The 25838-nt window shown below is 59.8% G+C and carries 17 protein-coding genes; 3 read left to right on the forward strand and 14 right to left on the reverse strand.

Annotation, left to right across the window (positions count from 1 at the left end):
• Nucleotides 1-4: 4 nt before the first annotated feature.
• A complete protein-coding gene (locus tag FTE24_RS19355; RefSeq protein WP_141447353.1) occupies nucleotides 5-940 on the reverse strand; it encodes an ABC transporter ATP-binding protein in 936 nt (311 codons plus the stop codon).
• 214 nt (nucleotides 941-1154) lie between these two features.
• Here FTE24_RS19355 and FTE24_RS19360 point away from each other — a divergent pair, with 214 nt between their 5' ends.
• Together FTE24_RS19360 and FTE24_RS19365 are read left to right on the forward strand one after the other, a co-directional pair.
• The gene (locus tag FTE24_RS19360) at nucleotides 1155-2330 is read left to right on the forward strand and encodes a histidine kinase (RefSeq protein WP_160441837.1); all 1176 of its coding nucleotides are present in this window, start codon (nucleotides 1155-1157) and stop codon (nucleotides 2328-2330) included.
• A gap of 127 nt (nucleotides 2331-2457) precedes the next feature.
• Nucleotides 2458-3210 (forward strand): response regulator transcription factor, encoded by a 753-nt coding sequence (locus tag FTE24_RS19365; protein ID WP_150235274.1) that lies wholly within the window; start codon nucleotides 2458-2460, stop codon nucleotides 3208-3210.
• A 228-nt stretch (nucleotides 3211-3438) separates the two neighbouring features.
• Here the strand turns inward: FTE24_RS19365 and FTE24_RS19370 are convergent, their stop codons facing one another.
• From FTE24_RS19370 to FTE24_RS19430, 13 genes are all read right to left on the reverse strand, one after another.
• A complete protein-coding gene (locus FTE24_RS19370; protein WP_150235272.1) occupies nucleotides 3439-5301 on the reverse strand; it encodes a methyl-accepting chemotaxis protein in 1863 nt (620 codons plus the stop codon).
• A gap of 292 nt (nucleotides 5302-5593) precedes the next feature.
• The gene (locus FTE24_RS19375; protein WP_150235270.1) at nucleotides 5594-7012 is read right to left on the reverse strand and encodes a PDZ domain-containing protein; all 1419 of its coding nucleotides are present in this window, start codon (nucleotides 7010-7012) and stop codon (nucleotides 5594-5596) included.
• A 70-nt stretch (nucleotides 7013-7082) separates the two neighbouring features.
• Nucleotides 7083-8546 (reverse strand): S41 family peptidase, encoded by a 1464-nt coding sequence (locus tag FTE24_RS19380; protein ID WP_150235268.1) that lies wholly within the window; start codon nucleotides 8544-8546, stop codon nucleotides 7083-7085.
• 116 nt (nucleotides 8547-8662) lie between these two features.
• Nucleotides 8663-10066, reverse strand: a complete 1404-nt coding sequence (locus tag FTE24_RS19385) for a murein hydrolase activator EnvC family protein (RefSeq protein WP_150235266.1) — start codon at nucleotides 10064-10066, stop codon at nucleotides 8663-8665.
• Nucleotides 10067-10115: 49 nt separating this feature from the next.
• A complete protein-coding gene (ftsX, locus tag FTE24_RS19390; RefSeq protein WP_150235264.1) occupies nucleotides 10116-11024 on the reverse strand; it encodes a permease-like cell division protein FtsX in 909 nt (302 codons plus the stop codon).
• Nucleotides 11014-11700, reverse strand: a complete 687-nt coding sequence (gene ftsE, locus FTE24_RS19395) for a cell division ATP-binding protein FtsE (RefSeq protein WP_141447361.1) — start codon at nucleotides 11698-11700, stop codon at nucleotides 11014-11016. The genes ftsX and ftsE overlap by 11 nt, the downstream gene beginning before the upstream one ends.
• Nucleotides 11701-12204: 504 nt before the next feature.
• Nucleotides 12205-12858: a hypothetical protein gene (locus FTE24_RS19400; protein WP_150235262.1), complete on the reverse strand. Its 654-nt coding sequence runs from the start codon at nucleotides 12856-12858 to the stop codon at nucleotides 12205-12207.
• Nucleotides 12839-14521 (reverse strand): pilus assembly protein PilM, encoded by a 1683-nt coding sequence (pilM, locus tag FTE24_RS19405; protein WP_150235260.1) that lies wholly within the window; start codon nucleotides 14519-14521, stop codon nucleotides 12839-12841. The genes FTE24_RS19400 and pilM overlap by 20 nt, the downstream gene beginning before the upstream one ends.
• Before the next feature lie 15 nt (nucleotides 14522-14536).
• Nucleotides 14537-15292, reverse strand: a complete 756-nt coding sequence (locus FTE24_RS19410) for a prepilin peptidase (RefSeq protein WP_150235258.1) — start codon at nucleotides 15290-15292, stop codon at nucleotides 14537-14539.
• A 253-nt stretch (nucleotides 15293-15545) separates the two neighbouring features.
• The gene (locus tag FTE24_RS19415; protein ID WP_237401850.1) at nucleotides 15546-16049 is read right to left on the reverse strand and encodes a prepilin-type N-terminal cleavage/methylation domain-containing protein; all 504 of its coding nucleotides are present in this window, start codon (nucleotides 16047-16049) and stop codon (nucleotides 15546-15548) included.
• Between the two features lie 133 nt (nucleotides 16050-16182).
• Nucleotides 16183-17388 carry a type II secretion system F family protein gene (locus FTE24_RS19420; protein WP_150235256.1) on the reverse strand — a complete coding sequence of 402 codons (1206 nt, stop codon included), beginning with the start codon at nucleotides 17386-17388 and terminating at the stop codon, nucleotides 16183-16185.
• Nucleotides 17388-18437 (reverse strand): type IV pilus twitching motility protein PilT, encoded by a 1050-nt coding sequence (locus tag FTE24_RS19425; protein WP_141447367.1) that lies wholly within the window; start codon nucleotides 18435-18437, stop codon nucleotides 17388-17390. Before FTE24_RS19425 ends, FTE24_RS19420 begins: the two co-directional genes overlap by 1 nt.
• Before the next feature lie 40 nt (nucleotides 18438-18477).
• Nucleotides 18478-20142: a GspE/PulE family protein gene (locus FTE24_RS19430; RefSeq protein ID WP_150235254.1), complete on the reverse strand. Its 1665-nt coding sequence runs from the start codon at nucleotides 20140-20142 to the stop codon at nucleotides 18478-18480.
• 425 nt (nucleotides 20143-20567) lie between these two features.
• On the opposite strand from FTE24_RS19430, the gene FTE24_RS19435 reads away from it, so the two are divergent.
• Nucleotides 20568-25604 carry a DUF5057 domain-containing protein gene (locus FTE24_RS19435; protein ID WP_150235252.1) on the forward strand — a complete coding sequence of 1679 codons (5037 nt, stop codon included), beginning with the start codon at nucleotides 20568-20570 and terminating at the stop codon, nucleotides 25602-25604.
• Nucleotides 25605-25838 lie beyond the last annotated feature (234 nt).

The following is a 25838-nucleotide window of genomic DNA, read 5'->3' on the forward strand; positions in this document are numbered from 1 at the left end:
AGCTTCAGTCTCTCAGCGTGCGGCCGGTCAAATTCAGGAACAGCGATTCCAGGTTCGGCGCTTCGCATTCAAGCGAGGCGATCAGCGCTTCGTGCCGAGCGCAGATGAACAGCACGTCCTGCAGGCTACGCTGCGCGGAAGGCAGATAGAGCGTGATCCGGTCGCCTTCCGCTTCGACGGCTTCGATGCGCGGATGTTCCTTGAGTTCACGCAGCAGCTCGTCCGTCACCGGCGAAGCCTGCAGCAGAATCCGTTCCTGCTGGGCCGCCCGCTCGCGCAGCTCCGCCTGGCTGCCGGAAGCGATCAGATGCCCGCGGTCGACGATCGCCACCCGGGAGCTGACCGCTTCGACTTCCTCCATGTAATGGCTCGTATAGACGATCGTCGAGCCCGCTCGGTTCAGCTCGCGCACCGAATCGAGGATATGGTTGCGCGACTGCGGATCGATACCTACCGTCGGTTCGTCCATGATGATCAGCTTCGGCCGGTGCATGATCGCGCAGGCGATATTGAGCCGCCGCTTCATGCCGCCCGAGAACGTCGCCGGCAGCTCTCTCGCCTTGTCTTCGAGCCCGACGAATTCCAGCGCTTCCCCGACCCGCTGCTTGAGCAGGGCGCCGCGCAGGCCGTACAATCGCGCAAAAAACGTCACGTTTTCCGCGGCCGACATTTTTTCGTACAGCGCCAGGTCCTGCGGCACGAGTCCGAGCATGCGCTTGACTTCGATCGGCGACTTCCGGACCGAGATGCCGCCGACGCGGATCTCGCCGCTGTCGATGCCGATCAGCCCGCAGATCATGCCGATCGTCGTGCTTTTGCCTGCGCCGTTCGGCCCGAGCAGCCCCAGCACCTCTCCTTCTTCCACGTTCAGACTCAGATGGTCGACCGAAATGCGGCTGCCGTAGCGCTTCACCACGTCGTTGATTTCGATAAAAGACATTGCCTCGTTCCCCTTTCGTTATGCCTATTGCTTCGGCTTATACTCGCATTGTACGTAGGTTCGGCGCCGCTTGCAGGTACAAAAAGTCATGAGTTCGAAAGGCGGTTCGAAAAGCGGCATGACCAAAGTCACCTCCGTCTTCGCCGGGTACGCATGCTATAATCGGAAAAAGGCGCGCATCGCGTCAAACTGCGAACACGGGAGTGGAGGCCAAGTGAGGTTTGCGATACGCGGAAGCTTGATCTTCGTCTCGGCGGCGGCCGGCCTGTACACCGCGCTGCCCGGCGAACTGCCGACGTATACGACGGGCGTGCTGGCGTTCGCGGCGCTGACGGCGGCGGAACGCTTCGGCCTGCCGGACCGGCTGCGCATCGCTCTGCATGCGGCGCAGCTTCTGTGCGCGTTCTGGCTGACGGAACGGTTCGGACCGGCGATGCTGTTCCTCTCCCTGTCGAGCCTGCAGGGATACGTGCGAAGCGGAACGTTTCCCGAAGGGCTGCTGGCGGCCGCCCACCTGTTGGCGCTGAATCTGGCGCTGGCCGGCGAAGACGTTCCGACGCGGCTCAACGCCAACCTGGCTTTTCTGCTGAGCGCGGGCCTGCTTGGGCTGCTGGGCGGCAGCGAACGGAGCGAACGCGAGATCCGGAGGCGCTACGACGGGCTGCGGCTGCGCCATTTCGAGCTGCACGAACAACGCGAGCGCCTGGCGGCGTTCGCGGCGCGGATCGAGGAGGAAGCGCAGGACGAAGAGCGCGTGCGGATCGCCCGCAAGCTGCACGACGATATCGGCCACCGGCTGATCCGTATCAAAATGATGATGGAAGCGGCGCTGCATATTCTGCCGACGGAACGCGAACGGGCTGCGGCGATGCTGGAGCAGATTCGCCGGCAGCTCGAAGAGAGCATGGAAGAGATCCGGCTGTCGGTCAAAAAAGGCACGACGGCAAGCCGCGCCGAGCACGAGTACGCGCTCGACCGCCTGCTCGGCGAGACGGGCGAGCAGGCCGGCATCCGCACTTCGTACCTGATCCGCGGCCTGCCTTACGCGCTGTATCCGAGCTACCGCGTGACGCTGTACCAAAATGCGCGGGAGTCGCTGACCAACGCGCTGCGGCACGGCCGAGCCGACTACGTCGAACTGACGCTCATCTACGAGCCGGACGCCGTCGTGACGGAGATTCGGAGCGGGCGGACGGGCGACGCGGACGGGCAGCGTTTGGAAGTGGTACAGCGGGTAGAGCCGGAACGGACGAAGATTCGTCCGGGCATGGGCATACGCGGCATGGCGGAGCGTACGCGGCACCTCGGCGGCGAACTGCGGATCGAGCCGGGCCCGCCGTTCACCGTCGTGACCCGGCTGCCGGTCCGCGCTCATAAAGCGGCGGAATGAAGGCGAACGCGCACCGCGAAGGGTGCAGCGAATAGCGCGGCGCAGAATACAGCGAAGACACTGACGCTGACGAACAAGGCGCAGCCGGCGGTCAATGAGCGCCAGCTGCGCAAGAGGAGGAAACCGCATGATCCGGCTCATCATCGCCGACGACGATATTTTCATCCGGGAAAGTCTGCACATCATGCTCGGCATGGACCCCGAGATCGAGGTCGTGGGGTCGGCCGGCAACGGCGAAGAAGCATTGCGGCTGCTGGAGCAGGGCATAGCGGCCGATCTCGTGTTAATGGACATCCGCATGCCGGTATGCGACGGCGTGGAAGGCACGCGGCGGATCAAGTCGCGCTTCCCGCATGTGCGCGTACTTGTGCTCACCACGTTCGACGACGACGAATTTATTACCGAAGCGATCCGCGGCGGCGCGAGCGGCTATCTGCTCAAAAACATCCCGCCCGACCGGATCATCAAAGGCATCAAAACGGTGCACGAAGGCAGCATGCTGATCCATCCCGATATCGCGGCCAAGCTGGCGGGGCTGCTGGCGCCTCCTGCGTCGCAAAAAGCTCGGATGGCGGCGCAGGCTCCCCATGCGGCTGCGGCCGGAGCAGTTCCGGTGGTTCCAGTGGTTTCGGCCCCGGCGTCAGAGGCGTCCGAAGCGCGGCACGCGGCGAACGCGCGGGCACGGCTGGCGGAATACGGGCTGACTCCGTCGGAATGCCAGGTCGTGGGTCTGATCGCCGAAGGGCTGTCCAACCGCGAGATTGCGGGCCGGCTGTACTTGAGCGAAGGCACGGTCAAAAATTACGTCACGGAGATTCTGTCCAAGCTGTCGCTGCGCGACCGGACGCAGATCGCGATCTTTTATTTGCGCCGGCGGTAGCGGTTCGGGGAGAATCTTGGTGAGAAAAAACGGCGGAACAAGTTCCAGAACAAAGGTTGGGATACGTGCCGGAAAAGATCCCGGAACCAAAGCTGGAACTTGTTCTGGAACAAGTCCCGGAACAAAGCTCAGCAAAAAAGCCCGACGTCCGGAAACTTCCGGATGTCAGGCTTTTTGAGCGGGACGCTTAGGCATGGATAGACCGGGCAATCGGCGGGCCGAGCGCGGTCAAGCGACCGGATTCCAGTTGGCGGCCGGGGCGTTCGGCTCGCGCGTGCCGGCATTGTCGGCCGGCTCCGCCTGCGCGTCGAACGGCTTGCTCTCCAGGCGCTCCGCTTCGGCCGCTTCGGCGGACGAAGCCGCTGAAGCGGCGGAAACTTCCGCCTGGTCCAGCTTGAAGCGGGCAAGCGTGCCCTGCAGCTCTTCCGCCAGCTGCGAGAGGAACTTGGCCGAGCCCTGCACTTCTTCCATCGTGGACAGCTGTTCTTCGCCGGCGGCGCTGACTTCTTCGATGCCGGCGGCTCCCTGCTGGGCAATCGAGCTGACTTCGCGCATCGCGTCGGCCACCTGCGTCGTCTGCTCGAGCAGCGTATCAATCAATTCGCTCGCTTGGCCGGTCTCCTGGGCCACACCCGAGACCGAACCGCGGATTCGGCCGAACACTTCCGAGATCTCCCGGCCGCTCTCCACGCCGAGCTTCACCCGCTGCGCGCCTTCGTTCAGCGAATCGACGGCCGCTTCCGACTCTGTCTGAATCGCCGCGATGATCTCGCTGATCGTGCGCGTCGATTCGGCCGAGCTTTCCGCCAGTTTGCGGATCTCCTGGGCGACGACGGCAAAGCCCCGGCCGGCTTCTCCGGCTCTTGCCGCTTCGATCGAAGCGTTGAGCGACAGCAGATTGGTCTGGCGCGCGACCTGATCGATCAGTCCGGCGGCGGCGCCGATCTCTTCGGAGCGGCGGCGCAGCCCGGTCACGACTTCAAGCGCCTGCGTTACGCTGCGTTCGATCTCGTTCATGCGGCCGATCGTCTTGCGCACTTCCTCGCTGCCGAGTTCGGCCGCTTCGTTGGCCAACCGGACAGAATCGGCGATGCCTTTGCCGTTTTGGCCGAGCAGACGCATATGGTTCTCCATCTCGTCCACGAAGCCGCTGACGCCGGCGATCGACTTGGCCTGCGTCTCGAAGCCGTCCGTCAGTGCCGCCGAAGAAGTCGCGATATGCTCGGCCGCTCCGGTCGTCTGTTCCGCGCCCGCCGTAAGCTGCTGCGAAGAAGCGGACAGCGTAACGGCACTCTCGTCGATCCGGCGGACCATGTCGCGCAGCCCGTCGATCATCCGGTTGAACGACAGCGTCACCTGTCCGATCTCGTCGCGGAACAAATACGTGCCCTGTACGCTGAGATCGCCGCTCTCGGCCTGTTCCATCATCTTCTGCATACCGCGCAGCGGACGCGCGACGAGGCGGGCGATCAGCAGACCGCCGCCCGCGACCAGCAGCACGCCGACGGCGATACAGACCAGGATCAGCAGCGTCGAGCTCTGCGCCGCTTCCAGCGAAGCGGCATTGTTGCCCTGCGCTTCCCGCAGCAGCTGCGAGTTCAACTGGTTGACGGTCCGGTTGACCTCCTCGCGGATCGGCTGCAGTTCCGTCTGGAACAGCCGGTACGCTTCTTCGCCCTGATTGCGCGATGCCAGATCGACGATCCGCGAACGAACGTTGAAATACTCCGGCATCAGCCCGTTGTAGGCGTCGTACAGCGCTTTGGCGTTCGGGCTCAGCGCCGTCTCCTCCAGCGCCGCGTACGCCATCGCGTTGCGCGCCGTGCGATCGCTGATACTCATCGACAGATTTTGGTTCGCCGTATAATCCTCGTTCAAAATCATCTCCATGACGTAAGCTTCGATCGCGCTGTTATTGGAGCTGACCTGTCCGATCGAGTTCAGCGACAGCACGTTGTTCCGATACATGTTTTCCGATTTTTCGGCCATCGTCTTCATTGCGGAAAAACCGGTGTACCCGACAACCAGCAGCATGATTCCCGACAGCAGGGTAAGCGCCAAAATTTTGGTTTGAACCTTGAAGTTTCGCATTTCGTTCACCGCTTCCTCAACTAGTCTGAAAGTCTCTCTGTTGCTCAATTTTCTTCATTCTATCAGCTTCCCGTAAATTCTGTGCACGGTTTTTATGAATAAAACACCCTTTTTTGTGACTTTTTCTGCGTAAGCGGATACATTGGGCCTATCCGAACATAGGCCGAAAGGATCATGTCAGTTATAAGCCGTTACTCTGCCGAATACAGCAAAAAAAGACGGAATTCCCGCAGCGGGGAATTCCGTCTTGTGTGGATCGAACCTATATCCGTGTCGCGAGGCGCCGCCGGATTCAATCGGCTTTCGAAGAAGCGGCCGATACGTCCGCGGCTTCATCCGCCGGGTCTGCGGCAGGCTGCCCGGATGCCCGGTCGCCCCGGTCGTCTGTCGACCGGGCGCCGTTGTCGACGGCAGCCGGAGCCGGCGGCAGAAGAGCGGGCGCCGCGACGACGCGGCCCTGCTCGGCCTGCACGCTCCACAGGCCCGGCAGCGACAGCGGCCGGTACGGCTGTTCGGACAGCGAAGCGTCGTCCGGCGCGAACACGAACCCCAGCTGGTGATGGTCGCCCGCATAGATCGGGCGCTGGAGGAACTTGCTGTCTCCGCGGCGGTTCTCCACCTGCAGCTTGCAAAACGCCGAGTTCATCCGCAGCGCTTCGTGCATCTGCTGCTCGGTGAAGACCGGGCTGCCGTTGACTTTGAGCAGCGTCTCGCCCGGCAGGATGCCCATGTCCTCGGCCGGACTGCCGGGCTGGACGGCCAGAATCTTGAGTCCGCGACCTTCGTGCGCGTACATCGCCTGCTGGCCGTCTTCTTCGCGGACACCATCGCGCAACAGCGCTTCACGCAGGGCGATGCCCGCGACGGCCGCGATCAGCGTCATCGGCGGCCAGAAGACGGCGCCGAACGCAAGCGCCAGCAGCGCCGCGCCGAACATAAGCCCGCGCCGCGCCGCACGGGCGGCTTTGCGCTCCGGCAGCAGCGTCCACGTCGCTTCCGCCATGCCGAACATGACCGGCAGCGCCAGCAGCGTGTAGCCGGCCGCCTCCGGCAGGCCCAGCCAGCCGTTCAGCGGCGGCTGCCACGGCAGGGCGCCGATCGGGCCGTTCTCCGACGGCACGAGCAGCAGCGTCGGCGCAAGCCACAGCATGCGCAGGACGTAAGCCCCGACCGGGCGGCCGCGCTTGCCCGGTATGTAGGTCGGCAGGGCAAACGACTTGCCCTGCCAGGCGATCAATCCGCTCTCCGCCAGATGCAGCAGGGCGGCCAGCACGAGCAGCGCGGGCACGTTCAGCCCTTCGACGGCTGCGAACGCCGTGCCCCAGAAGCCGCCCTGCGGCAGCCCGGGAACAAGGCCCAGCACAAACTGCAGGGCGCCGAGCACGCCGACCGCATACGCGAAGTTCGCGAAGCGGACCCGCACCGCGAGCAGGATCAGCGTCGTGATCCATACGGCGGTCGCGCCCTGCGGCGTCAACGTAAAGCCGAGCCCGGCCAGCACGAGCGACACGGCCGCGCCGGCGCATAGTCCGCCGAGCAGCGCACGCGCCGCAAAGCCGCCGTATCCGTGCAGCCGGATATGAAACAGCTTGCGCTCCAGCAGGCCCTGACGACGATAATATAACAGCAGGATCAAAAGCCCCGCCCAATAGAAAGGCTGAATCACAAGTTCCAGCAGTGCCGACAGGATGATTTCCAGGTATGCGTTCATCGGTTTCTCCTTTTCGTCCCGCTTCTAAAAAAAGAAGGCTCGCGCCTTCTTTTCGTTCAAACCGCTAGGTTTAGGAGTTCGACGCCGGAGCGAGCGTTTCCTGCTTCAATTCCTTGATCGCCCGATTCAACTGGGTATCGTTGGCCGGATCGGTAATCGCTTCAAGCGTAGCCGCTTCGAGTGCGACCGCCGTTTTTTCGTCGATCATGCCGCTGACCGTCATCTTTTGCGCTTGTTGGAACGCTTGAACCTGTTTCTTCGTTTCGGCATCGAAATACCCGTCTTTGCGTTTGGTATCATAGCCGAGTCCACTCAGCATGACCTGCGCGCTTTTGACGCTTTCGTTGTTCATGTCGAACTTCCACGTTTTCTCCTTGTTGATCGGAGCGACGGTGAAATAGTCCGGCTGGCTGACTTTTTCGTCCGGTTTGATTCCTTTTTCATGAATCCATTCGGCATCCGGCGTCAGCCATTTGGCGATCGTCAGTTTGAGCAGCGTGCCTTTGCCCAGTTCGTTCGGAACGCTCGTCTGCACGGTGCCTTTGCCGAACGAGTTTTCCCCGAGCAGCTTGGCTCCCGCCGATTCTTGGAGCGCGCCCGCCATAATCTCCGACGCGCTTGCGCTGCCGCCGTTGATCAAGACCGTGACCGGGTAATCTTTGATCTTTGCCGTGCCCGACGAACGGAACACTTTGCGCGCCACGCCGCGCTCTTCTTCCTGCACGATGATGCTGCCTTTCGGCACGAATTCCTTGGACATGTCGACGACGACGTCGAGCAGGCCGCCCGGATTGCTGCGCAGGTCGATGACGAGCCCTTCCATGCCTTTTTGCTCAAGCTTGGACAGTTCTTCCTTGAACCGTTCGCCCGTGTTGGTCGAGAACTGCGTCACTTCGATAATGCCGATGCCGCCGTCTTCCATCCGCGCGTTCACGGTCTCCAGCTTGATATCCGAGCGGGTAATCTCGAATTTGATCGGGTCCTGCGTGCCCGGACGCTTGATCATGACCGTCACTTTGCTGCCTTTGGGACCGCGAATTTTGGATACGGCCGTCTGCAGATCAAGTCCGGCTAACGATTCGCCGTCGACCGACAGCAGGACGTCTTTGGCCTGCACGCCCGCTTTTTCGGCCGGCGATCCCTTGATCGGGGAGATGACCGTCACCTGTTCGTTCTTCAGTTCCACTTCCGCGCCGATTCCGGTAAACGAACCCTGGATCGACTCGTTAAATTCGCTCGCCTGTTCGGCCGGCATATAAGCGGAATACGGATCTTCGAGCGAGCCGACGATGCCGTTGATTGCGCCCGTCACGAGCTTCTCGTGATCCACTTCCTTGTAGTAGTTGTCTTCGATCAGCCTGACCGCCGCATTGAGCTTGTTCATGTCGACCCGGCTCAGTCCGGTACTTGCGCTTGCACTTGAACTCGCTCCGCTGCTTGCGAAGATCGGATAATTCGTCAAGGCCAGCATCGCTCCCCCTCCGATGATCATTGCCAGAATGACCAACAGAACCGCTGTCCGTTTTTTCACCATGGTGCAAGCCTCCTTGGAAATATCCTAAGTTTACGTTCCGAATATGAAGCGCAAGACCCGCCCCGAAAAAGCGCCGGGCGGGACCTTGAAAGCATGAAATCTTCCGTTAGTAGAACTTACCAGCCCAGGTAAGGGCCGGGATTGACCGGTTCGCCGTTTTCGCGAACTTCGAAGTGCAGGTGGGGACCGGTCGAATTGCCGGTCGAGCCGATCTCGGCGATCTTCTGTCCGCGCTGCACCGTCTGGCCGGACGAGACCATGACGCCGCCGTCGCGAATATGGCCGTACAGCGTCCAGATGCCGTTGCCGTGATCGATTACGACGGTGTTGCCGTAACCGTTCCACCACTGGGCTACCGTGACGACGCCGCCTTCGGCGGCATGGATGTCGGTGCCCTGCGGAGCGGCCATATCGACGCCCGTATGCTTTTTGATTTTGCCCGTGATCGGGTGCACGCGCGTGCCGAAGCCCGACGACATCCGGTAATGATCGACCGGCGTCAGCATCAGGCCGCTGCCGGGCGTGGCCGTCGAACCGGTATCCGGCGTCGCTTCCGGCGCCGGAGCGCTCTCCGCGTTGTACGAATAGTCGCTCGAAGACGGAGACTGCGCCGCCTGCACTTCAGCCTGCGCTTTGGCGGCTTCCGCTTCGGCCAGACGCTGTTCTTCGGCCTGCTGGGCCGCCGCGGCCTGACGCGCTTTCTCCTGCGCGACGCGCAGCGCCGCCTCCGCCGCCGCTCTGCGGCGGGCTTCTTCGATCTCGCGCTTCTCGCGTTCCAGATCGGAACGCTTCGTCGCGAACTCGACCAGCATGGAATCCTGCTCCTGGCTGATCTCGCCGGCTTCTTCGATGTCCAGCTCATACTTGGCGATCAGCTCGCGCTTTTCCTGCTCTTTGGAATCAAGCTCTTTTTTGTGGGCTTCGACTTCGGCGAGCAGCGTCTTCTGCTTGGCATGCTGCGTCTCCAGATCCGCCTGCTTCTCGATCACGATCTGCTGATCGCGCTTGTGGTCTTCCAGAATCGTGTTATCTTGGCCGATGATCCGCTTGATCGAATCGGCCCGGCCGAGGAAATCGCCGAAATCGGCCGAAGCCATCAATACGTCGAGATAAGAAACGGCGCCGTCGGTGTACATCATGCGAACACGGGTATCGAGCAGTCCTTCGCGTTCCGCGATACGCTTCTTGGCGGCTTCGAGATCTTGTTCGGTCTGCTGGAGCTGCATTTCGGTCTCCGACAGCTCTACGGTAACGCGGGTCAGCTTGCTGCCTACCGCTTCGATATTCGCCAGCACCTGCTCCAGGTACTCCGCCGTTTTATTTTTGTAATGCTCGGCTTTCTTTTTGTTGGATTCCGCCGATTTTTTCTGGGCCTGCGCTTCCTTTTCCTTCTGCTGCAGCTCTTGAAGCTGGCGATCGATCTTGTCGGTCGAAGGAGCGGAAGCGGCATGGAGGCTGGCGGGCTGAACGATCGCTGCGGCCAACAAAAGGCCGGCCAATACCGAAGCTGTTTTTTTCAAAGCGGTTTCCCATCCTTTATTCCGAATTATTGTTGCGGGCGTCGTCGCGTCAGACCTTCAAAAATTTACGGATCGAAATGGTGCTGCCCCAAGCTCCGATCAGGAATCCGAGCAGCAGAATCAGCAGGCTGAACCAGAGCCAGATTTCCTGCAGCGGAATGAGGGTGAACAGGGTCTGCGCCCAGCCTGCCGCGGCAAGCTCCACCCGATAGTACCCGTACAGCAAAATGACCAATGTCAGCGCCGAACCCGTCATACCGACGAGCACGCCCTCGATGAAGAACGGCCAGCGGATAAACCGGTTGGTCGCGCCGACCAGCTTCATGATCGCGATCTCCCTGCGGCGGGCGATGATCGTGACCTTGATCGTGTTCGCGATCAGGAACATGGCCATGGCGCCGAGCCCGATGACGAGCACCAGTCCGACGATCCGGATCGTCTGCGTCCATTTGAACAGCTGTTCCGCCGTGCCTTTTCCGTAATCGACTTCGTAAATCGGCTCGTCCGTATGCGCCGCGTTCAGCGCCATAATCTTGTCCGCCACGAACGGCACCGTCGTCGCTTCGACGACCTGCACCTGAAGCGTATCCGGAAGCGGGTTCGTTCCCGTCTCCTCGTAGCCTTTGACCATGGCGTCGCCGAGTCTTTCGCGCATCGTCTCAAGTCCTTCTTCCTTGGAAATGAACGTCAGCTGCTGCACTTCGGGCATGCTGCGAATCTCCTGCTCGATCACTTCGCGTTCGGCCTGCTGTATGTCCAGATTGAGGTAGACGCTGATCTCGACCTGCTTGTCGGCCGTGTCGGCGGCCCGGTCCAGGTTCAGGACGAGCAGCAGGGCGACGCCGAGCAGAGCCAGCGACACGATAATGGACAGCATCGAAGCGACCGACATCCAGCCGTTGCGGAATACGTTTTTCGTGCCCTCGCGAAAATGCCGCAGAAGGGTATTAAAATTCATAACCGTATTCTCCCCTCAGCTGGTCGCGCACGACGTGCCCGTTCTCGATCGCCAAGACCCGTTTGCGCATCGTGTTGACGATTTCCTTGTTGTGGGTCGCCATGACGATCGTCGTGCCGCGGAAATTGATCTCGTCGAGCAGCTGCATGATGCCCCACGACGTCTCCGGGTCGAGGTTGCCGGTCGGCTCGTCCGCGACGATGACCGAAGGATTGTTGACGATTGCGCGGGCGATCGCCACGCGCTGCTGCTCGCCGCCGGACAGATGGGCCGGTTCGCGGTTCGCTTTGCTCTTCAGCCCGACCAGGTCGAGCACTTCCATGACTCTTTTCTTCATGATCTTTCTCGGCGCCTCGATGACTTCCATCGCGAAAGCGACGTTTTCGTAAGCGGTCAGTTTGGGCAGCAGCCGATAATCCTGGAAAATAACCCCGATATTCCGGCGCAGCAGCGGAATGTTGCGCTGCTTGAGCTTGCCGAGGTTGAATCCGTTCACGGAAATCTGTCCCTTGGTCGGCACTTCTTCCCTATAGATCAGCTTCATGAACGTCGATTTGCCGGCGCCCGAAGGGCCGACGACGTAGACGAATTCGCTGCGGTCGATCTGGAGCGAAACCCCTTGAAGCGCGTGGGTTCCGTTCGGATATGTCTTCCACACATCCTGCATGTCGATCACGGTATCACTTCCCGAATTTGGATTTGAAGCTCAAGGCGCAGTCGCGTCCCCCGCGCGCCTCTCGTTCCCCGGTGCCGCCGGACGTGCCGCGGCCCTGTATCTATTCAAGCCCGAACGTCGCTGCTTAACCGTTCGTGCCCGTTCAACTCTCCTCTATGTAGTTCATTGTAACAAATTTGTATCCATATGAGTAGAGAGCCGGTCTTCCCATCCTGCACAAAGCGAAGGGGGAGGTTTTTCTTATTGCGACCTCTTGCAAAAAAGCTTCGGGCACGCTAGCAAGCGGCTCCGAAGCTTACGGGGTACTTCCCCGGGCCGAACAGACTCGTTCCGGCCTTAATTCCGACTATGATGGACCCGATGCGTCGACCGGGAGCCTACGATTTTCGAACGAACGCCGCGCGGTGCGTTCAACGACCCGCCGGGCACACAGTCCGGCACGCACGCGCAAACCCAGTATAACCGATGCTCCCCGGCCGCGTCCACTTCGCCCAAGATGCCCCGTTACGGAGCGACCGTGCCGCTTCCGTCCGCCGCTGCGCCGGCCGGGTCTGTCCCCGCGGCACCATCGGCCGGAGCCGACTGCGGCACATAGCTGGCCGTGAACGTCACGGTCGCTTCAAGCAGCGCGCCGTTGAAGTCGTAAGGCTTGTTCAGCGTGAATTGTTCTACGGACGTCAGACGCGGCAGATCCTGAATCGCGCTCATCCACGCCTTGATGGCGGCGTAACTGCCCTGAATATTGGCGGTCACGTAGATCGAACGCACCTGGCCGGAAGCCGGTTCGGCTTCGCTCACCGCCGCCTGATCGCCGCCCGCCGTGTTTTCGTTCGCGAACGTGGCGTCGGACAGCCGCACGCTTGTAGCCAGTCCCACATTGTAGAGATCGTTTACGATCTGCTCCTGATTCGGATCGGCCGGCAGCCGGCGCGCGATCTCTTCCTCGCTCAGCTCGCTCGTTCCTTCGGTCGTCAGCTCGTCGATTTTGCGCTGGTAAATCTCGTTCTCCTGCTGGAGCCGGGCAATCTCGCCGTCGGTTGCGGCGATCTCTTCCGACTGCGGGCGAATCATGAGCATGTAAGGCACCAGCAGCAGCATGAACAGCACGGCGACGCCCAGTATGAGCGCCTGACGGTTATTATGGATTCGTTCCATCATTGACGCTTTCCTCCTGTGTCGTAAGATCCGAAGACGCCGCACCCGGCGCGATCGCGTTGCCGATCGACCGCGTCGAGTCGGCGGCCGCGTCCGCGTCGCTTTGCGCAGCAGCCTGCATCCCCTGCAGGGACACGCTGTACACGGCCGCGTACAAGCCGGTCGCGCCTGCCGTGCTTCCGTTCCCTGTATCGCCTTCTTCCGCGAGAGTGGCAATCGTGGCGTTCGAGACGAAGGCGAGACGCTTCAACCGGGCCAGATAAGCCGCGGCGTCTTCGATCTTGCCCACGTCGACCGTCAGGTCGATCGTGCTGTTTTGCGAATAGGAAATGTCGCGAATGACGCCGCGCTGCGGAAGCTGGGCGTCCAACTGCTCCAGTACCGCCGTCGCGTCCATGCGCGCGGCTTCCAGCTGCAGGATCAGCGCGGCCGGAGAGCCTCCGCCTCCTTGCAGCCCGGCCAATTCGAGCTGCTTGACCTGGCTGTCCGACTGAAGCGACGCGACCTGCGCGGTCCGGTCGGCCAGTTCGCTTTTTTGAGCCAGATAAGTGACCGTCACGCCTCCTGCCGCGAGCACCCAGATCAGCAGCAGCGCAACGAGCGCATACGGCAGCACCTTCACGTCGCGGTCTTCCCGCGGCAGCAGGTCGATCAGGCTGTTCTTGTCGTCCCGCAGCGCGGCCCCGACCGCGACGCGGTACAGGTTGAGCGACGAATCTTCGGTTTTGCCGGCCACTGCTTCCAGCTGCAGTTCCTGAATATCGATCTCCGCAAGCGCAAGCCGCAGTTCGTTCACGAGCTGCCGGCGAATCGCTTCCGGGCCGGTGACGACCAGCTCGTTGATCCGCGCGGCGCCGTCATGCAGGCTGTATTGGTAGAAATTGAGCATACGCGAGATTTCGGCTGTAATTTCCACGATCTGCTCGGTCGACAGACTGTCTTCCCCGAGCGCGGCTTTTTGGGCCAGGTAGGACTCGGATTGGAACATCGGCGCTTCGTCGGCCAGATCGAGCAGGTTGATCGTGCGCATGAATACCGGATTGCCTTCACGGAACATGTAGACGTCCATTTGCGAATGTTCCAGATGCACGAGCATCGTATCGGCAAAAGGCTTGTCCTGCGCGATTCCGGTCATACGAGCAAGCGCCGTCGCCGACACTTCCACGCTGTCCGTCTTGACGCCCGCTTCGTCCAGAATGCCGATATATTCGTTGATCAGCCGGCTCGGCGCCGCAAATACGAGCACCCGGGTCACTTCTTCCTCGATCCCGTCTTCCTGCTTGATCTTCTCGCGGCCGATCGGAATGAAATCGTACACCGGTTCTTCGAACGGCAGATGCAGTCCCGTCTCGACTTCGAGCGCGACGAGCTGTTCCACCTGCTTCGGATTGACGGCGGAGATGTTCATTTTGCGGATAATGACCTGCGAAGGCGGCACCGACAGCGCGACCCGGCTGCCTTTGAGGCCCTCCTGCTCGACCCACTCCCGAATCTGCGTACGCAGCTTTTCCTCGTCGGCGATCTGGTTTTCGATAATCGTCCCGGGTTCGAGCGGCAAAAAGCTCTGCTGTTCGATCTCCCAGGTTTTGTTGTTTTTGAGTTGGATGAAGCGGACCCCGGTCTGTTCGATCGTAAGTCCCGCTTTTTTGCTTCCGAGTCCCAGCATGCCTGGTGTGTCCTCCTAACCGATCAGCGAGAAATATCCGCCGATAATCTGCGTTCCATAGAGATAAGCGATCAGCGTGCCCAGCGCCAGCCACGGTCCGAACGGAACGGGCTGGCGGCGCTGCACGATTTTAAAAGAAATCAGAAGTACGCCCACGATCGTGCCGAACGCGCAGGCCAGCATGAACGCGAGCACGGCCGGCCCGATCCCGAGCACGAATCCGCACAGCGCGAACAGCTTGACGTCCCCCATGCCCATTCCGCCTTGGGTCAGCAGAACGATCAACAGGATCAGCCCGCCGCCGAACAGGCCGCCCAATCCGTAATGCCACCACGGCGCTTCCATGAACGCCAGGCGCAGCACGATCAGGATCGGCGCGAAAAAGAGCAGCACTTTGTTCGGAATGAGCATGTATTTCAAATCCGCCACCGTGACGATCACGCACAGGCTGACCAGCACGAGACCGAGCCCGGCTGCCCCCGTCAGGCCGAAGCGGAGAAACATCCAGAGGAAAAGCAGCCCGGTCGCCGCTTCGAACAGCGGGTAGATCGGCGAGAACTTGATCCCGCAGTGCCTGCATTTCCCTTTTGAAAACATATAGCTGAATACCGGAACCATGTCTTTGGCGCCCAGACGCGTACCACAGTTCCCGCAGCGCGACGGCGGATGCACGACGGACTCGCCCACAGGAACCCGAAGGCCGACGACATTGAAAAAAGAGCCGAATAACAGGCCCACGACGGTGACGTAGATGGCGATAAAAATAGTCATCGGGTAAGGCACGTTGGAGTAAGGCGCTCCAGTCCAAAAGGTTGTTCCAATCGCTGTTGCCCTCCAATTTTCGGATAAGATAAGCCAAAGAGTGAAATTGGAGGGCAATAGCGACCTTTCCGCTTTCTACAATCCTTTAGCCTTATGCTGAGATTAAAAAGCGAAGATATAAAACGAGCCGGAAAAACGGTAGGTTTTTCCGGCTCGAATTTCTTACGTTAAATCAAATATATACATGGGAATAGACGAGCCTTTATCTGTCTGTTCCTTTCAGAACTTGATCAGCTGTGTAAGAACGTTTAGTCGTTCCGGCAGTAAGGGTAACTCCAGTCAATTTACCAGAAGCATAAGTGACAGTTCCTGCAGTCACAATTTCTTTATTACTTGGCAAACGTAATGGGTCATCTACATATTTTTTGCTTTGGAGGCTTTCGTCACCAGCTTTAGGCGAGATTACCTCGATTGTTGTTACTTTTGTAAAGTCTCCGCCTTTTTCGCCTGTGACGTACAAGCGCGAAGCATCATAAACTTGACGAGCTGTAGCGACATCAGCATCATCTTTTGAGTTATTGATGATTCCGCTAATCAAAGGAATCGCAATAACCGCGATAATCGCGATGATTACCAGTACCGCCAAGAGCTCGATCAGGGTGAAGCCTTTTTCTTCCTTGCCCATTTTCGACCATACGCGCTGCATGAATGTCGATTTACCTGTTTCCTGCACTTCTACTTCCTTGACTGCTCCTGCTTGATTCATCTTTTTCCACTCCCGTGAGTTAGATTCCGGATTTCTCCGGTACTGCTATTCGATCTCAAACTTGAGATCAGATCGCGGCGCCGTACATATCCTATTAGGAAATAGGCACTTCATATGGAGCCGCGCGCTTTTTTTAAATACTGCTGTACAAAGAGAACATCGGCAGCATGATCGCGGCCATGATGACACCGACGACGGCGGCCAGGAACGTAATCAAGATTGGTTCCAGCAGCGATTTCAACCGATCGACCGTGTTGTCCACGTCCATCTCGTAGAAATCGGCGACTTTGGCGAGCATGTCCCCCAATGCTCCGGTCTCTTCGCCGATCGCGATCATCTGCGTGACGAGCGGCGGGAAGACCCACGATTTTTCCAACGGCCCCGAGAGCGAACGTCCCTGACGGAGCGAATCGCCGGCGCTGCGGATAACCTGGCCGATGACCCGGTTGCCGGCGACGTCTTCGACGATCGTCAGCGACTGCAGGACGGGCACGGCGCTTGCATATAATGAAGAGAACGTACGGGTGAACTGCGCGATCGAGCTTTTCTGATTCAGCTTGCCGAACACCGGAACTTTGAGCTTCATGTAATCGATCCAGTACGCGCCCTGTTCGGTACGCTTGGCCACGAAGAAAGCGGCGATAAGAATCAGGATCGCGAGCCCCCATAAGTACCAGTAATGCTGGATGCTGTTACTGAGCGCCAGAACCGCGATCGTGATCGCCGGCAGTTCCGCGTCGAACGAATCGAACATCGTGATGAACTGCGGCACGATCGCCCACAGCAGGTACACCGTGGATACGATCGCCAAGACGGCGACCGTCGCCGGGTAAGTCAGCGCCGATTTTACTTTTTCCCGGGTCGAGTGCTGCTTCTCGAAGAACATCGCCAGGCGATCCAGCGTGCCTTCGAGGTCCCCCGTCTCTTCCCCCGCCCGCACCATGCTCACGAACAGCGACGGAAAGATTTTGCGGTGTTCCTGCACGGCCTGCGAGAACGGAATGCCTTTGAGCAGGCTCGACGAGACCTGGATCAAGGCGCTTTTGAGCGCTTTGCTCTCGGTCTGTCCGGCCAGGATCGTCGTCGCGTCCACGATGGTGATGCCGGCGCGCATCAGCGTGGCGAACTGGCGGCAGTAGATGATGAAATGGATCGACTTGACCGGATTGCCGATATAGATTTCTTTGGACAAGACCGTATTGTTCTTCTCGACGAGCGAGAAAACTTTCAATCCGCGTTTGCGGAGTTCTTCCATGGCGGCGGCTTTGTCGCTCGCGTTCATCTTGCCTTTGAGCCGCTTGCCGCTGCCGGTTCGCACCTGATATTCGAACTGCGCCATCAGGCGGTCACCTCCGTCATGTACTCTTTGGCGGCCGCCGGATCAACCTGTCCGCGCTGCAAATGCTCGCGGATATTCATCTCCAGCGTGTGCATGCCGTGCGCTTTGCCGGTCTGCATGACGCTGCGGATCTGGTGGATCTTCTCCGAGCGGATCAGGTTGGCGACGGCCGGCGTATTGATCAGCACTTCCGTCGCGCAGGTCCGCCCCTGCCCCCCGCGGTTCGGCAGCAGGCGCTGCGAGATCACGGCGGTCAGGACCGAAGCGAGCTGGGTGCGCACCTGCGGCTGCTGGTGGCCCGGGAAAGCGTCGATGATCCGGTCGATCGTCTTCGGCGCGTCCGTCGTATGCAGCGTCGCCAGCACCAGATGGCCCGTCTCCGCGGCCGTAATCGCCGCCGAGATCGTCTCCAGGTCCCGCATTTCGCCGACCAGGATCACGTCCGGGTCCTGCCGGAGCGCGGCCCGCAGGCCGTCCGCGAAGCTTGCCGTATCCAGTCCGACTTCGCGCTGATGGACAAGCGACTTGCGATGGTCGTGCATGAATTCGATCGGATCTTCCAGCGTGACAATATGCTTGCTGGTCTTCGTATTGATGTCGTGAATCATGGCTGCGAGCGTCGAAGACTTGCCGCTGCCGGTCGGGCCGGTGACGAGAATCAGTCCCTGCGGCCGGTGCGCCAGCAAAGCCAGCGCCCCGGGAAGGCCGAGCTGCTCCATCGTCGGAATGCGTTCCGGAATGGAACGGGCCGAGATCGCCGCATGGCCTTTTTGCCGGTAGACGTTGATCCGGAACCGGTCGGCGCCCGGCAGGGCGTAGGCGAAGTCGAGTTCGCCTTCGGTCCGGAAGCGAAGGGCGCGTTCTTCGCCGAGCAGGTCGGCCGCCATTCGTTCCGCTTCCGCCGGGCTGACCGGTTCGCCGGCCAGCGGCATCAGCGAACCGTGGATGCGTACGCTCGGCGGCGCGCCGACCGCGATATGCAGGTCCGACGATCCTCTGGCGTGCATCTCGCGCAGCAGCTCTTCGATTGTCCGGTTGTGTTCGTTCATCTTCTGCAGCTCCTCCGCCGTTCGTCGGAAGCCCTTGCGTTTAGTGGGCGACCGTTTCTTTCATGACTTCCTGAAGCGTCGTGATGCCCATGCCGACTTTGCGGAAGCCGTCTTCGAGCAGTGACTTCATGCCTTCGCGCTTGGCCACGTTGCGCATGTCTTCGATGGTACCCGATTCGTTGACGAGGCGGCGCAGCGCGTCGCTCATCGGCAGCACTTCGTGGATCGCGACCCGGCCTCGGTAGCCGGTCGTGCTGCAGTTGCCGCATCCTCTGCCTCTATATAGCTTATCGGCGAAAATCCCGTGACTGTGCATGAGAATTTTCTCCTGTTCCGAAGGCGTGTACTCCGCTTTGCATTCCGGGCATATTTTCCTGACCAGCCGCTGGGCGACGACGCCGATCAGCGACGAAGCGATCAGGTACGGCTCGATGCCCATATCGCGCAGACGCGTTACGCTGCTGACCGCGTCGTTCGTATGCAGCGTCGACAGCACCAGGTGGCCTGTCAGCGAAGCGCGAACCGCGATCTCGGCCGTCTCCGTATCCCGGATCTCCCCGACCATGACGATATTCGGATCCTGACGGAGAATGGAGCGCAGGCCGGCCGCGAACGTCAGGCCGATGGCCGGGTTCACGTGAACCTGATTGATGCCTTCGATCTGGTACTCGACCGGGTCTTCGACGGTAATGATGTTCGCTTCTTCGGTATTGAGATGGTTCAGCGCGGAATAGAGCGTCGTCGTCTTGCCGCTGCCGGTCGGACCGGTAAGCAGCATGATGCCGTACGGGCGTTCGATCATTTCCTTGAACACGGTAGAGTTGCGGTCGTCGAAGCCGAGCTTGTCCATCGACTGCACGCCGGTCGTCAGGTCGAGCAGACGAAGTACGATCTTCTCGCCGTGCACCGTCGGGAGCGACGACACCCGGATATCGATCATGCGGTAATCGACCTGCATCTTGATCCGTCCGTCCTGCGGCAGGCGCCGCTCGGCGATGTTCAGCTTGGCCATGATCTTCAGGCGCGCCGTGATAAAGCCCTGCATCTGCTTCGGAATCATCCGTTCGGTCCGCAGCGAGCCGTCGATCCGGTAGCGGATCGCCAGATTGTTCTCGCCCGGATCGACGTGAATGTCGGAAGCGCGCAGTTGGGCGGCCTGCTGGATCATCTGGTTGACCAGCTTGACGATCGGCGAATCTTCGTCGGTGATCTCGGTCTCTTCGATCTCTTCCGCGCTCGGCAGTTCGCCCATCATCTGGTTCATCGAATCGCGCAGGCCGTAATGCCGGGCGATCGCCCGCTGCAGCTCGTCCCGCGTACAGATGGCCGGCTCGATCCGGAAGCCCGTGCTCATGCGCAGGTCTTCGATCGCGAAGTAATCGAGGGGATCGGCCATGGCGACCATCAGCTTGCTGCCTTCTTTCATAAATGGCAGTACCTGATAGCGCTTGGCCATGCTCTCCGGAATGATCTGCGTGATGGCCGGGTCGATCTGGTATTTGAACAGGCTGACATGGGGAATCCCGAGCTGGAACTCCAGCACTTCGATCAGCTGCTGCTCCGTGATCGTGCCCTGCGCGATCAGATGGTCGCCGAGCTTGCGCTTGGTCTCCCGCTGCTCGACGAGCGCCTGCTGCAGCTGCTCTTCGGAAATAATGCCGTTCTCGACGAGCAGATCGCCGAGCCTTTTCTTAATGATTGCCATTCCCGCTTCATCTCCGCATATTTATTGAAATTTGAGATTCAAACTTTGCCGTTTCCAACCGAAAAAAGAATAGGGATCTACAAGCGCATAAGTCATACGGTTTATAAAAACAGGGACCATCGACCGAAGCGTCTTTCTTTATATCGTAGAATCGGGAGGGCTTTTTTAGAGGATTTCAGAAAAAAATCTAAAATATTCGAAAAAATATAATTTCACGCGATTTATAGAGGCGGGGTGTGTAAATAGTATTGTGAACCTAAGTCTTATGACCTAAAATGATTATATACCACAGCGTTTCGATTTTGACAATTTACTTACACAAACACTCCCTGTTCCAGGTTCTTATAGGTACACGGAACGATAAGCAAGCGAAGTGAGTCATCCCCCGATTTTATTACAAACCGGCGATCCGAGGAGGAATTTTAGTGAAGAAAAAGTACGTGGGCATTTTGGCTCTCGTGTTGGCAATCGTCGCGGTAAGCGTGCCTTTCGGCATGTGGAAAGCGTTGGCCGATACGGAGCCGCCTTACCAGATCAAGATTCTTGAGATCGTCGACAACGGAGCTTACGCCCTGAATGACGCTTTGGCCGGAACGGCCAACGTCACGGTCGAGACGATGCGCATGAAGACGTTCGTCGCGATGCGCACCGAATTGGAAGGCAAGTACGACGCCATCTATTTCGGCAAAGGCTCATACAGCACGACGCAGGCACAGACTTTCACTACCGGCCCTTCCAACGAACAGCGGGCCGCCCACAACACCACCGCGATCATGAACGACATCACCAAGCTCAAAGCGGGCGAAATCGAGACCGAGTACATCCTCAAAGGCCTGCCGGTTATTTTCCACACCTCGATCGCCAGCCAGAGTCCGCGCGGCAACCTGTACGCTCTCTACAATAAGTATGCCAGCGCCGCGAGCCGTGCGAGCAATACGCTGTTCGTGTCGGATTCGAACCTGATCAGCACCGTTGCGGCGAATATCAAAAGCGGCAGCGCGCTGTACAAGCAGCGTCCCCGCGTCGAAATCGTCTCCAAGCCGGCCGACTTCCTCGCCGGTTCGACGACGGTCTATACGACCGGTAACACGCTGAGCTTTACGTTCAATGCGAACAACGTCCGGGATTTCAACACGCCCGTGAACGCCAAGCTGTATGCCAGCGTCGACAAGGTGCTTCCGCTGTCGGAAGAAAACGTCGTCGCCAGCTCCACGCTCTCTTCCCGAAGCGGCACGCTGACGTACAAACTGCCGCAGACTTATTCGGGTCCGATCTATTGGAAACTGGAACTGACGGCGAACGGCCTGAGCGATTACGCGGAAGGAGCTTTCCGGGTACGCGACAAGCAGACCGTCATCCGCGTGCTGCAGGTCATGCCGAACAACGATAACAGCAGCATGCTGAGAACCAACAACATGAATCCGTCGTATCTGCGGACGAACGATTACGATATTCAGATCACGCCGGTTCTGTTCAACGAATTCAACATGGCGAGCAACGCGAACTCCTACGCCAACCTGAACGGCAAATACGATATGGTCATGTTCGGGTTCGTCGACAATTACAACACGCAGACGTCCGGCTCCCTGACCGACGCGGCCGCGGCGGGCGTCAATGCTTTTATCAACACCGGCCAGGCCGTCATGTTCACCCACGATACGATGATCGGCAGCGCCTCCAATCCCTGGATCAAAAATTTCCAGAAAACGACCGGCCAGACCGGCGCGTACACGAATATGGGTCTGGGAGCGCCCAACCCGTCCACCCGTACCAAAATCGTCAACAGCGGCTTGCTGACCCAATTCCCGTTCGACCTTTCGCTCAAGCCGGGCAATACGAACGGTTACGTCGGACAAATCGCGCGTACGCACGACCAATACTACATGCTGGATCTCGAAGACCCGAACATCGTTCCGTGGTACAACATCGTGAGCGAAGACGCGGACGCCGCCAACTACAAGCGCGACAGCGACGACAGCTACGATCACTACTACACGTATTCCAAAGGCAATGTCACGTACTCCGGCACAGGCCATACGAATACGAACTTCCCGGAATGGGAGCAAAAATTGTTCGTCAACACGATGTTCCGCGCCTTTATCGGTTCGAACCACGCGCCGAGCGTGACCGTCATTTCACCGACGGCGGCGGAAACGACCAAACCTTCCTATTTGAAAGATTTGGTATTCAGCTACCAGGTGGACGACCTCGATCTGCAGGACCCTACCGTCTACTCTTCCGTTCGTTTCAAAGTCAACGGACAGTACGTGGACAGTATGAGTATCGCGGAGAAAAACGTACCGAAAGGTTCGGTCATCATCGAGAAGTTCAAAAATCCGCTGCTGCTGCAGCAGGGAACGGTTCAGATCGAAATCAAAGCCCGCGACAAGCAGGGCGCGACCGCCGTCAAAACGATCGACCTGACTTTGCAAAAAGTATCGGCGAACCTGCTGACGGAACGTACGCTGGACAATATCCCGGCCAACTACGAATTCCTGACCGGCAGCACGGTCGGCATGACGTACAAAGTCACGCCGCAGTCGATACCGGCCGCGGATATCCGCACGGGCGAGAACGGTCTGCAAACGCTGGAGATTTCGAATGTCGCGTATACGGAAAAGCTGCCGGCCGGCCTTGAGATCTCGGGCGCCCTGCCGCCGGGCATGACCAAGACCGGCACGCTCGCCGCCGGCTATACGCTGAGCAAGACGTTCGACAAAATCACGTACACGCTGAACGGCAGCTCGTACGTGCCGAACGCCGGCAGCCTATTCTCGTTCCATCTGAATACGATTCCGACGGCAAAAGCGACCTATAACCTGAATCAGGCCCGTTTGTCTTACGAGGACGTGCACGCGGCCGACAGTGCCGCAGCGGGGGCCGGCACGATCGCCCTGATGAACGGCTACAGCCTGATCACGCTCGGTCCGGACACGACCACGATTACCGGAGGCTCGATGCAAGGACGCGCCTTGTTCAGCGGCCCCGCGGCGTTGAGCAATTTCAGCATCGGCGAAGGGCTGCCGGGTTATGACGCGGCGTTCCCTGCCGTGGCGACCAAAGGCGACCTGACGATCAACGGCGGATCGATCAGCAAAGGACCGATTTTGTCCGGAGGCGCTTTTACTTCGACCAGCTTCGGGATCAGCAACACGACGATCCTCGCCGGCGGCAATGTGAGCCTGAACGGCAACAACGGTTTGAGCAATTCTTCCGTATGGGCCGGCGGCAACCTGACCCTGAACAATTATTATGTGGATAACGGCCTGAACTTCCGCACGGCAGGCAACTTCGCGTTGACCGGCGGCGGAATGAACGGAGGCAGCGTCGTCTATGGAGGCACGTCGAATTTCACGAGCCCTTACGTCACCGCTTCCACGCCGGCTGCCGTCAAATCGCAGTTCGACACGCAGAAGAATGCGACCAATGCCAAAGGCGTCTCGGATTTTGAAGCCGTCAAGCAGCAGCTGACGAACCTGTCCAACACGTACGGCGCCCTGACCGTAAACGGGGCGCGGGATGCTTCCGACCAGAGCGGCATCGTGTTCAAGGGAACCGATCCTGCGGTCAACGTCTTCAAAGTGGACGGCTCCCAACTGCCCAACCTGAATAACCTCAAGATTCAAGTGCCTGCCGGTTCCACGGCCATATTGAACGTCGTCGGAGGAAACGTCACGTTCTCGGGCGGGTTCGACCTGATTGGCGCCACGGCCGACAAAGTGATCGTCAACTATGTGGGAACCGGTTCGGTCACGCTGACTTCGGTCGGCTTGAGAGGCACGCTGCTCGCTCCGCAGGCGACAGTAAACTTCAACGGCGGCGACATCTCCGGCACGATCGTAGCCGGCAGTTACAAGACGACCGGTTGGACGTCGATCGGCAGCGGCAAGTTCGGGGGAGCGGCTCCGTCCGCCGCTTCGACGCCGGGCGAAAACCGTACGATCCAGTTCCCGGACGTGACCTTCAACGCCATCGTCAAGACGAGAAGCATCGCTCTGCCGGATCAATCGATTTGGGTCGGCGACTCGACGGTTCTCGTCCCGAACGTCGTCATGACGGACGGCACGACGAATCCGGCGCCGCTGCTCACCTGGTCCAGTCCGGACCCTGCCGTGAAGATCTCGTATCCGAACGGCACGAACAACGGCAAATCGGCCAGCCTTAGCGTCACCGGCCTGCAGCCGGGCACCGCCCGGATCACGGCAGCGGCTTCCGACGGCAGCGGCATCGTAGGCACGGCGACCGTCACGGTCGAAGCGCCGGCATTGACGATCGACGGCAGTTCTTCCGTTAACGTCGGACAGACGATCCGCGATCTCAAAGCCGTAGTCAATGCGTCCAACCTGCGCATCGACGGCGTGCAGTGGCGCGTGATCAGCTCCAACGTGGCCAACGTCACTTTGGGTCAACAGGTTGATCCGACCACGCTCCACTTGACCGGCGTCAAAAGCGGCACGATCCGCCTGGAAGCGACTGCCACCATTACGAACACGAGAACGAATACGAGCCGGCCTCTGGTCGCGTTCAAAGACATCACCGTCATCGACAACCTCGACAGCGTCGTGATCAACGGACCGGATACGGTCAGAAAAGGCGGCACGATCGACCTCAGCACGGTGATTCTGCCGGCTGCCGCCAATATCGGCAGCATCTCCTGGACCGTAACCGACGGACAAGGCAATGCGGTGCTGACGCCGGGCAGCCCGGTTCCTTCGAAGACGGCCTCCCTGCAGGGCGTCGCGCCGGGTCCGGTCACGGTCAGCGTCACGGTACGCACGGCCGGAGACAATCCGGTTGAACGCACCGTCACCAAGACGATTTGGGTACTGGACTTCGCCATGACGGGACCGGATACGGTCTACGTCGGCGATTCGATCAACATGAGCGCTTCCCTGCTGCCGGCCAATTACCCGGGCAGCCTCGCTCCGGTCAAATGGTCGGTAGCGAACATCCCGAACTCCGGTCCCGGCACGAATCCGTATGCGCAGTTCGGAACGAGTGCCGCTCCGTCGGGCACAAGCTCGGGCAGTACCGCCGCCCTGACCGGCTCGACCGCGGGCAAGGTCAACGTAACGGCCGTGCTCACTACGCCGGCCGGAGACTTCACCGTGACCCGTCCGGTCACGATCAAGCCGGTCGTGACGGCGCTCCTGCTGCCTCCGACGGTCAAAGTCGAACAAGGCATGCCGTTTGACCTGATCAGCCGCGGACCGCTGATGATCAACCCGATCTCCATTCCGCTGCAGGACATTCAAAGCCAGCTGGTCTGGACGACGGCAAACCCGGCCGCAGTCAGCGTGGACAAGAACGGGCTTGTGACCGGCCTGTTGGAAGGTCAGGAAGTCCTGGTCACCGTTTCTTACAAAAGAACGCCGGATTCCGAAGCCATTACCGCTTCGACCCGGGTCATCGTCGCCAAAGCGGTCGATCCGAATGCGCCGACCGACGGCGATCGCTACTGATACGTTTGATACGCTCGATTCGATAGATTCGCTAAATACGTTCGATACGCTCGATTCACTGGATTTGCTCGCATGGCGCCGCCCGCAGGTTCGCTTGAACCGCGGCGGCTGACCGTTCGGCCTTGTCCTTATCCCGTGTATGAAAAAGAAGCCCCTACCTGTACAGGTAGGGGCTTCTTGCTGTGTGCGGAAGTTTTCCGCCTTTGGCGGCCAAGCTACAAAGCCGCAAAACCG

Origin of the sequence: Saccharibacillus sp. WB 17, assembly GCF_008634075.2 — a bacterium.
GTDB classification, from domain to species: domain Bacteria; phylum Bacillota; class Bacilli; order Paenibacillales; family Paenibacillaceae; genus Saccharibacillus; species Saccharibacillus brassicae.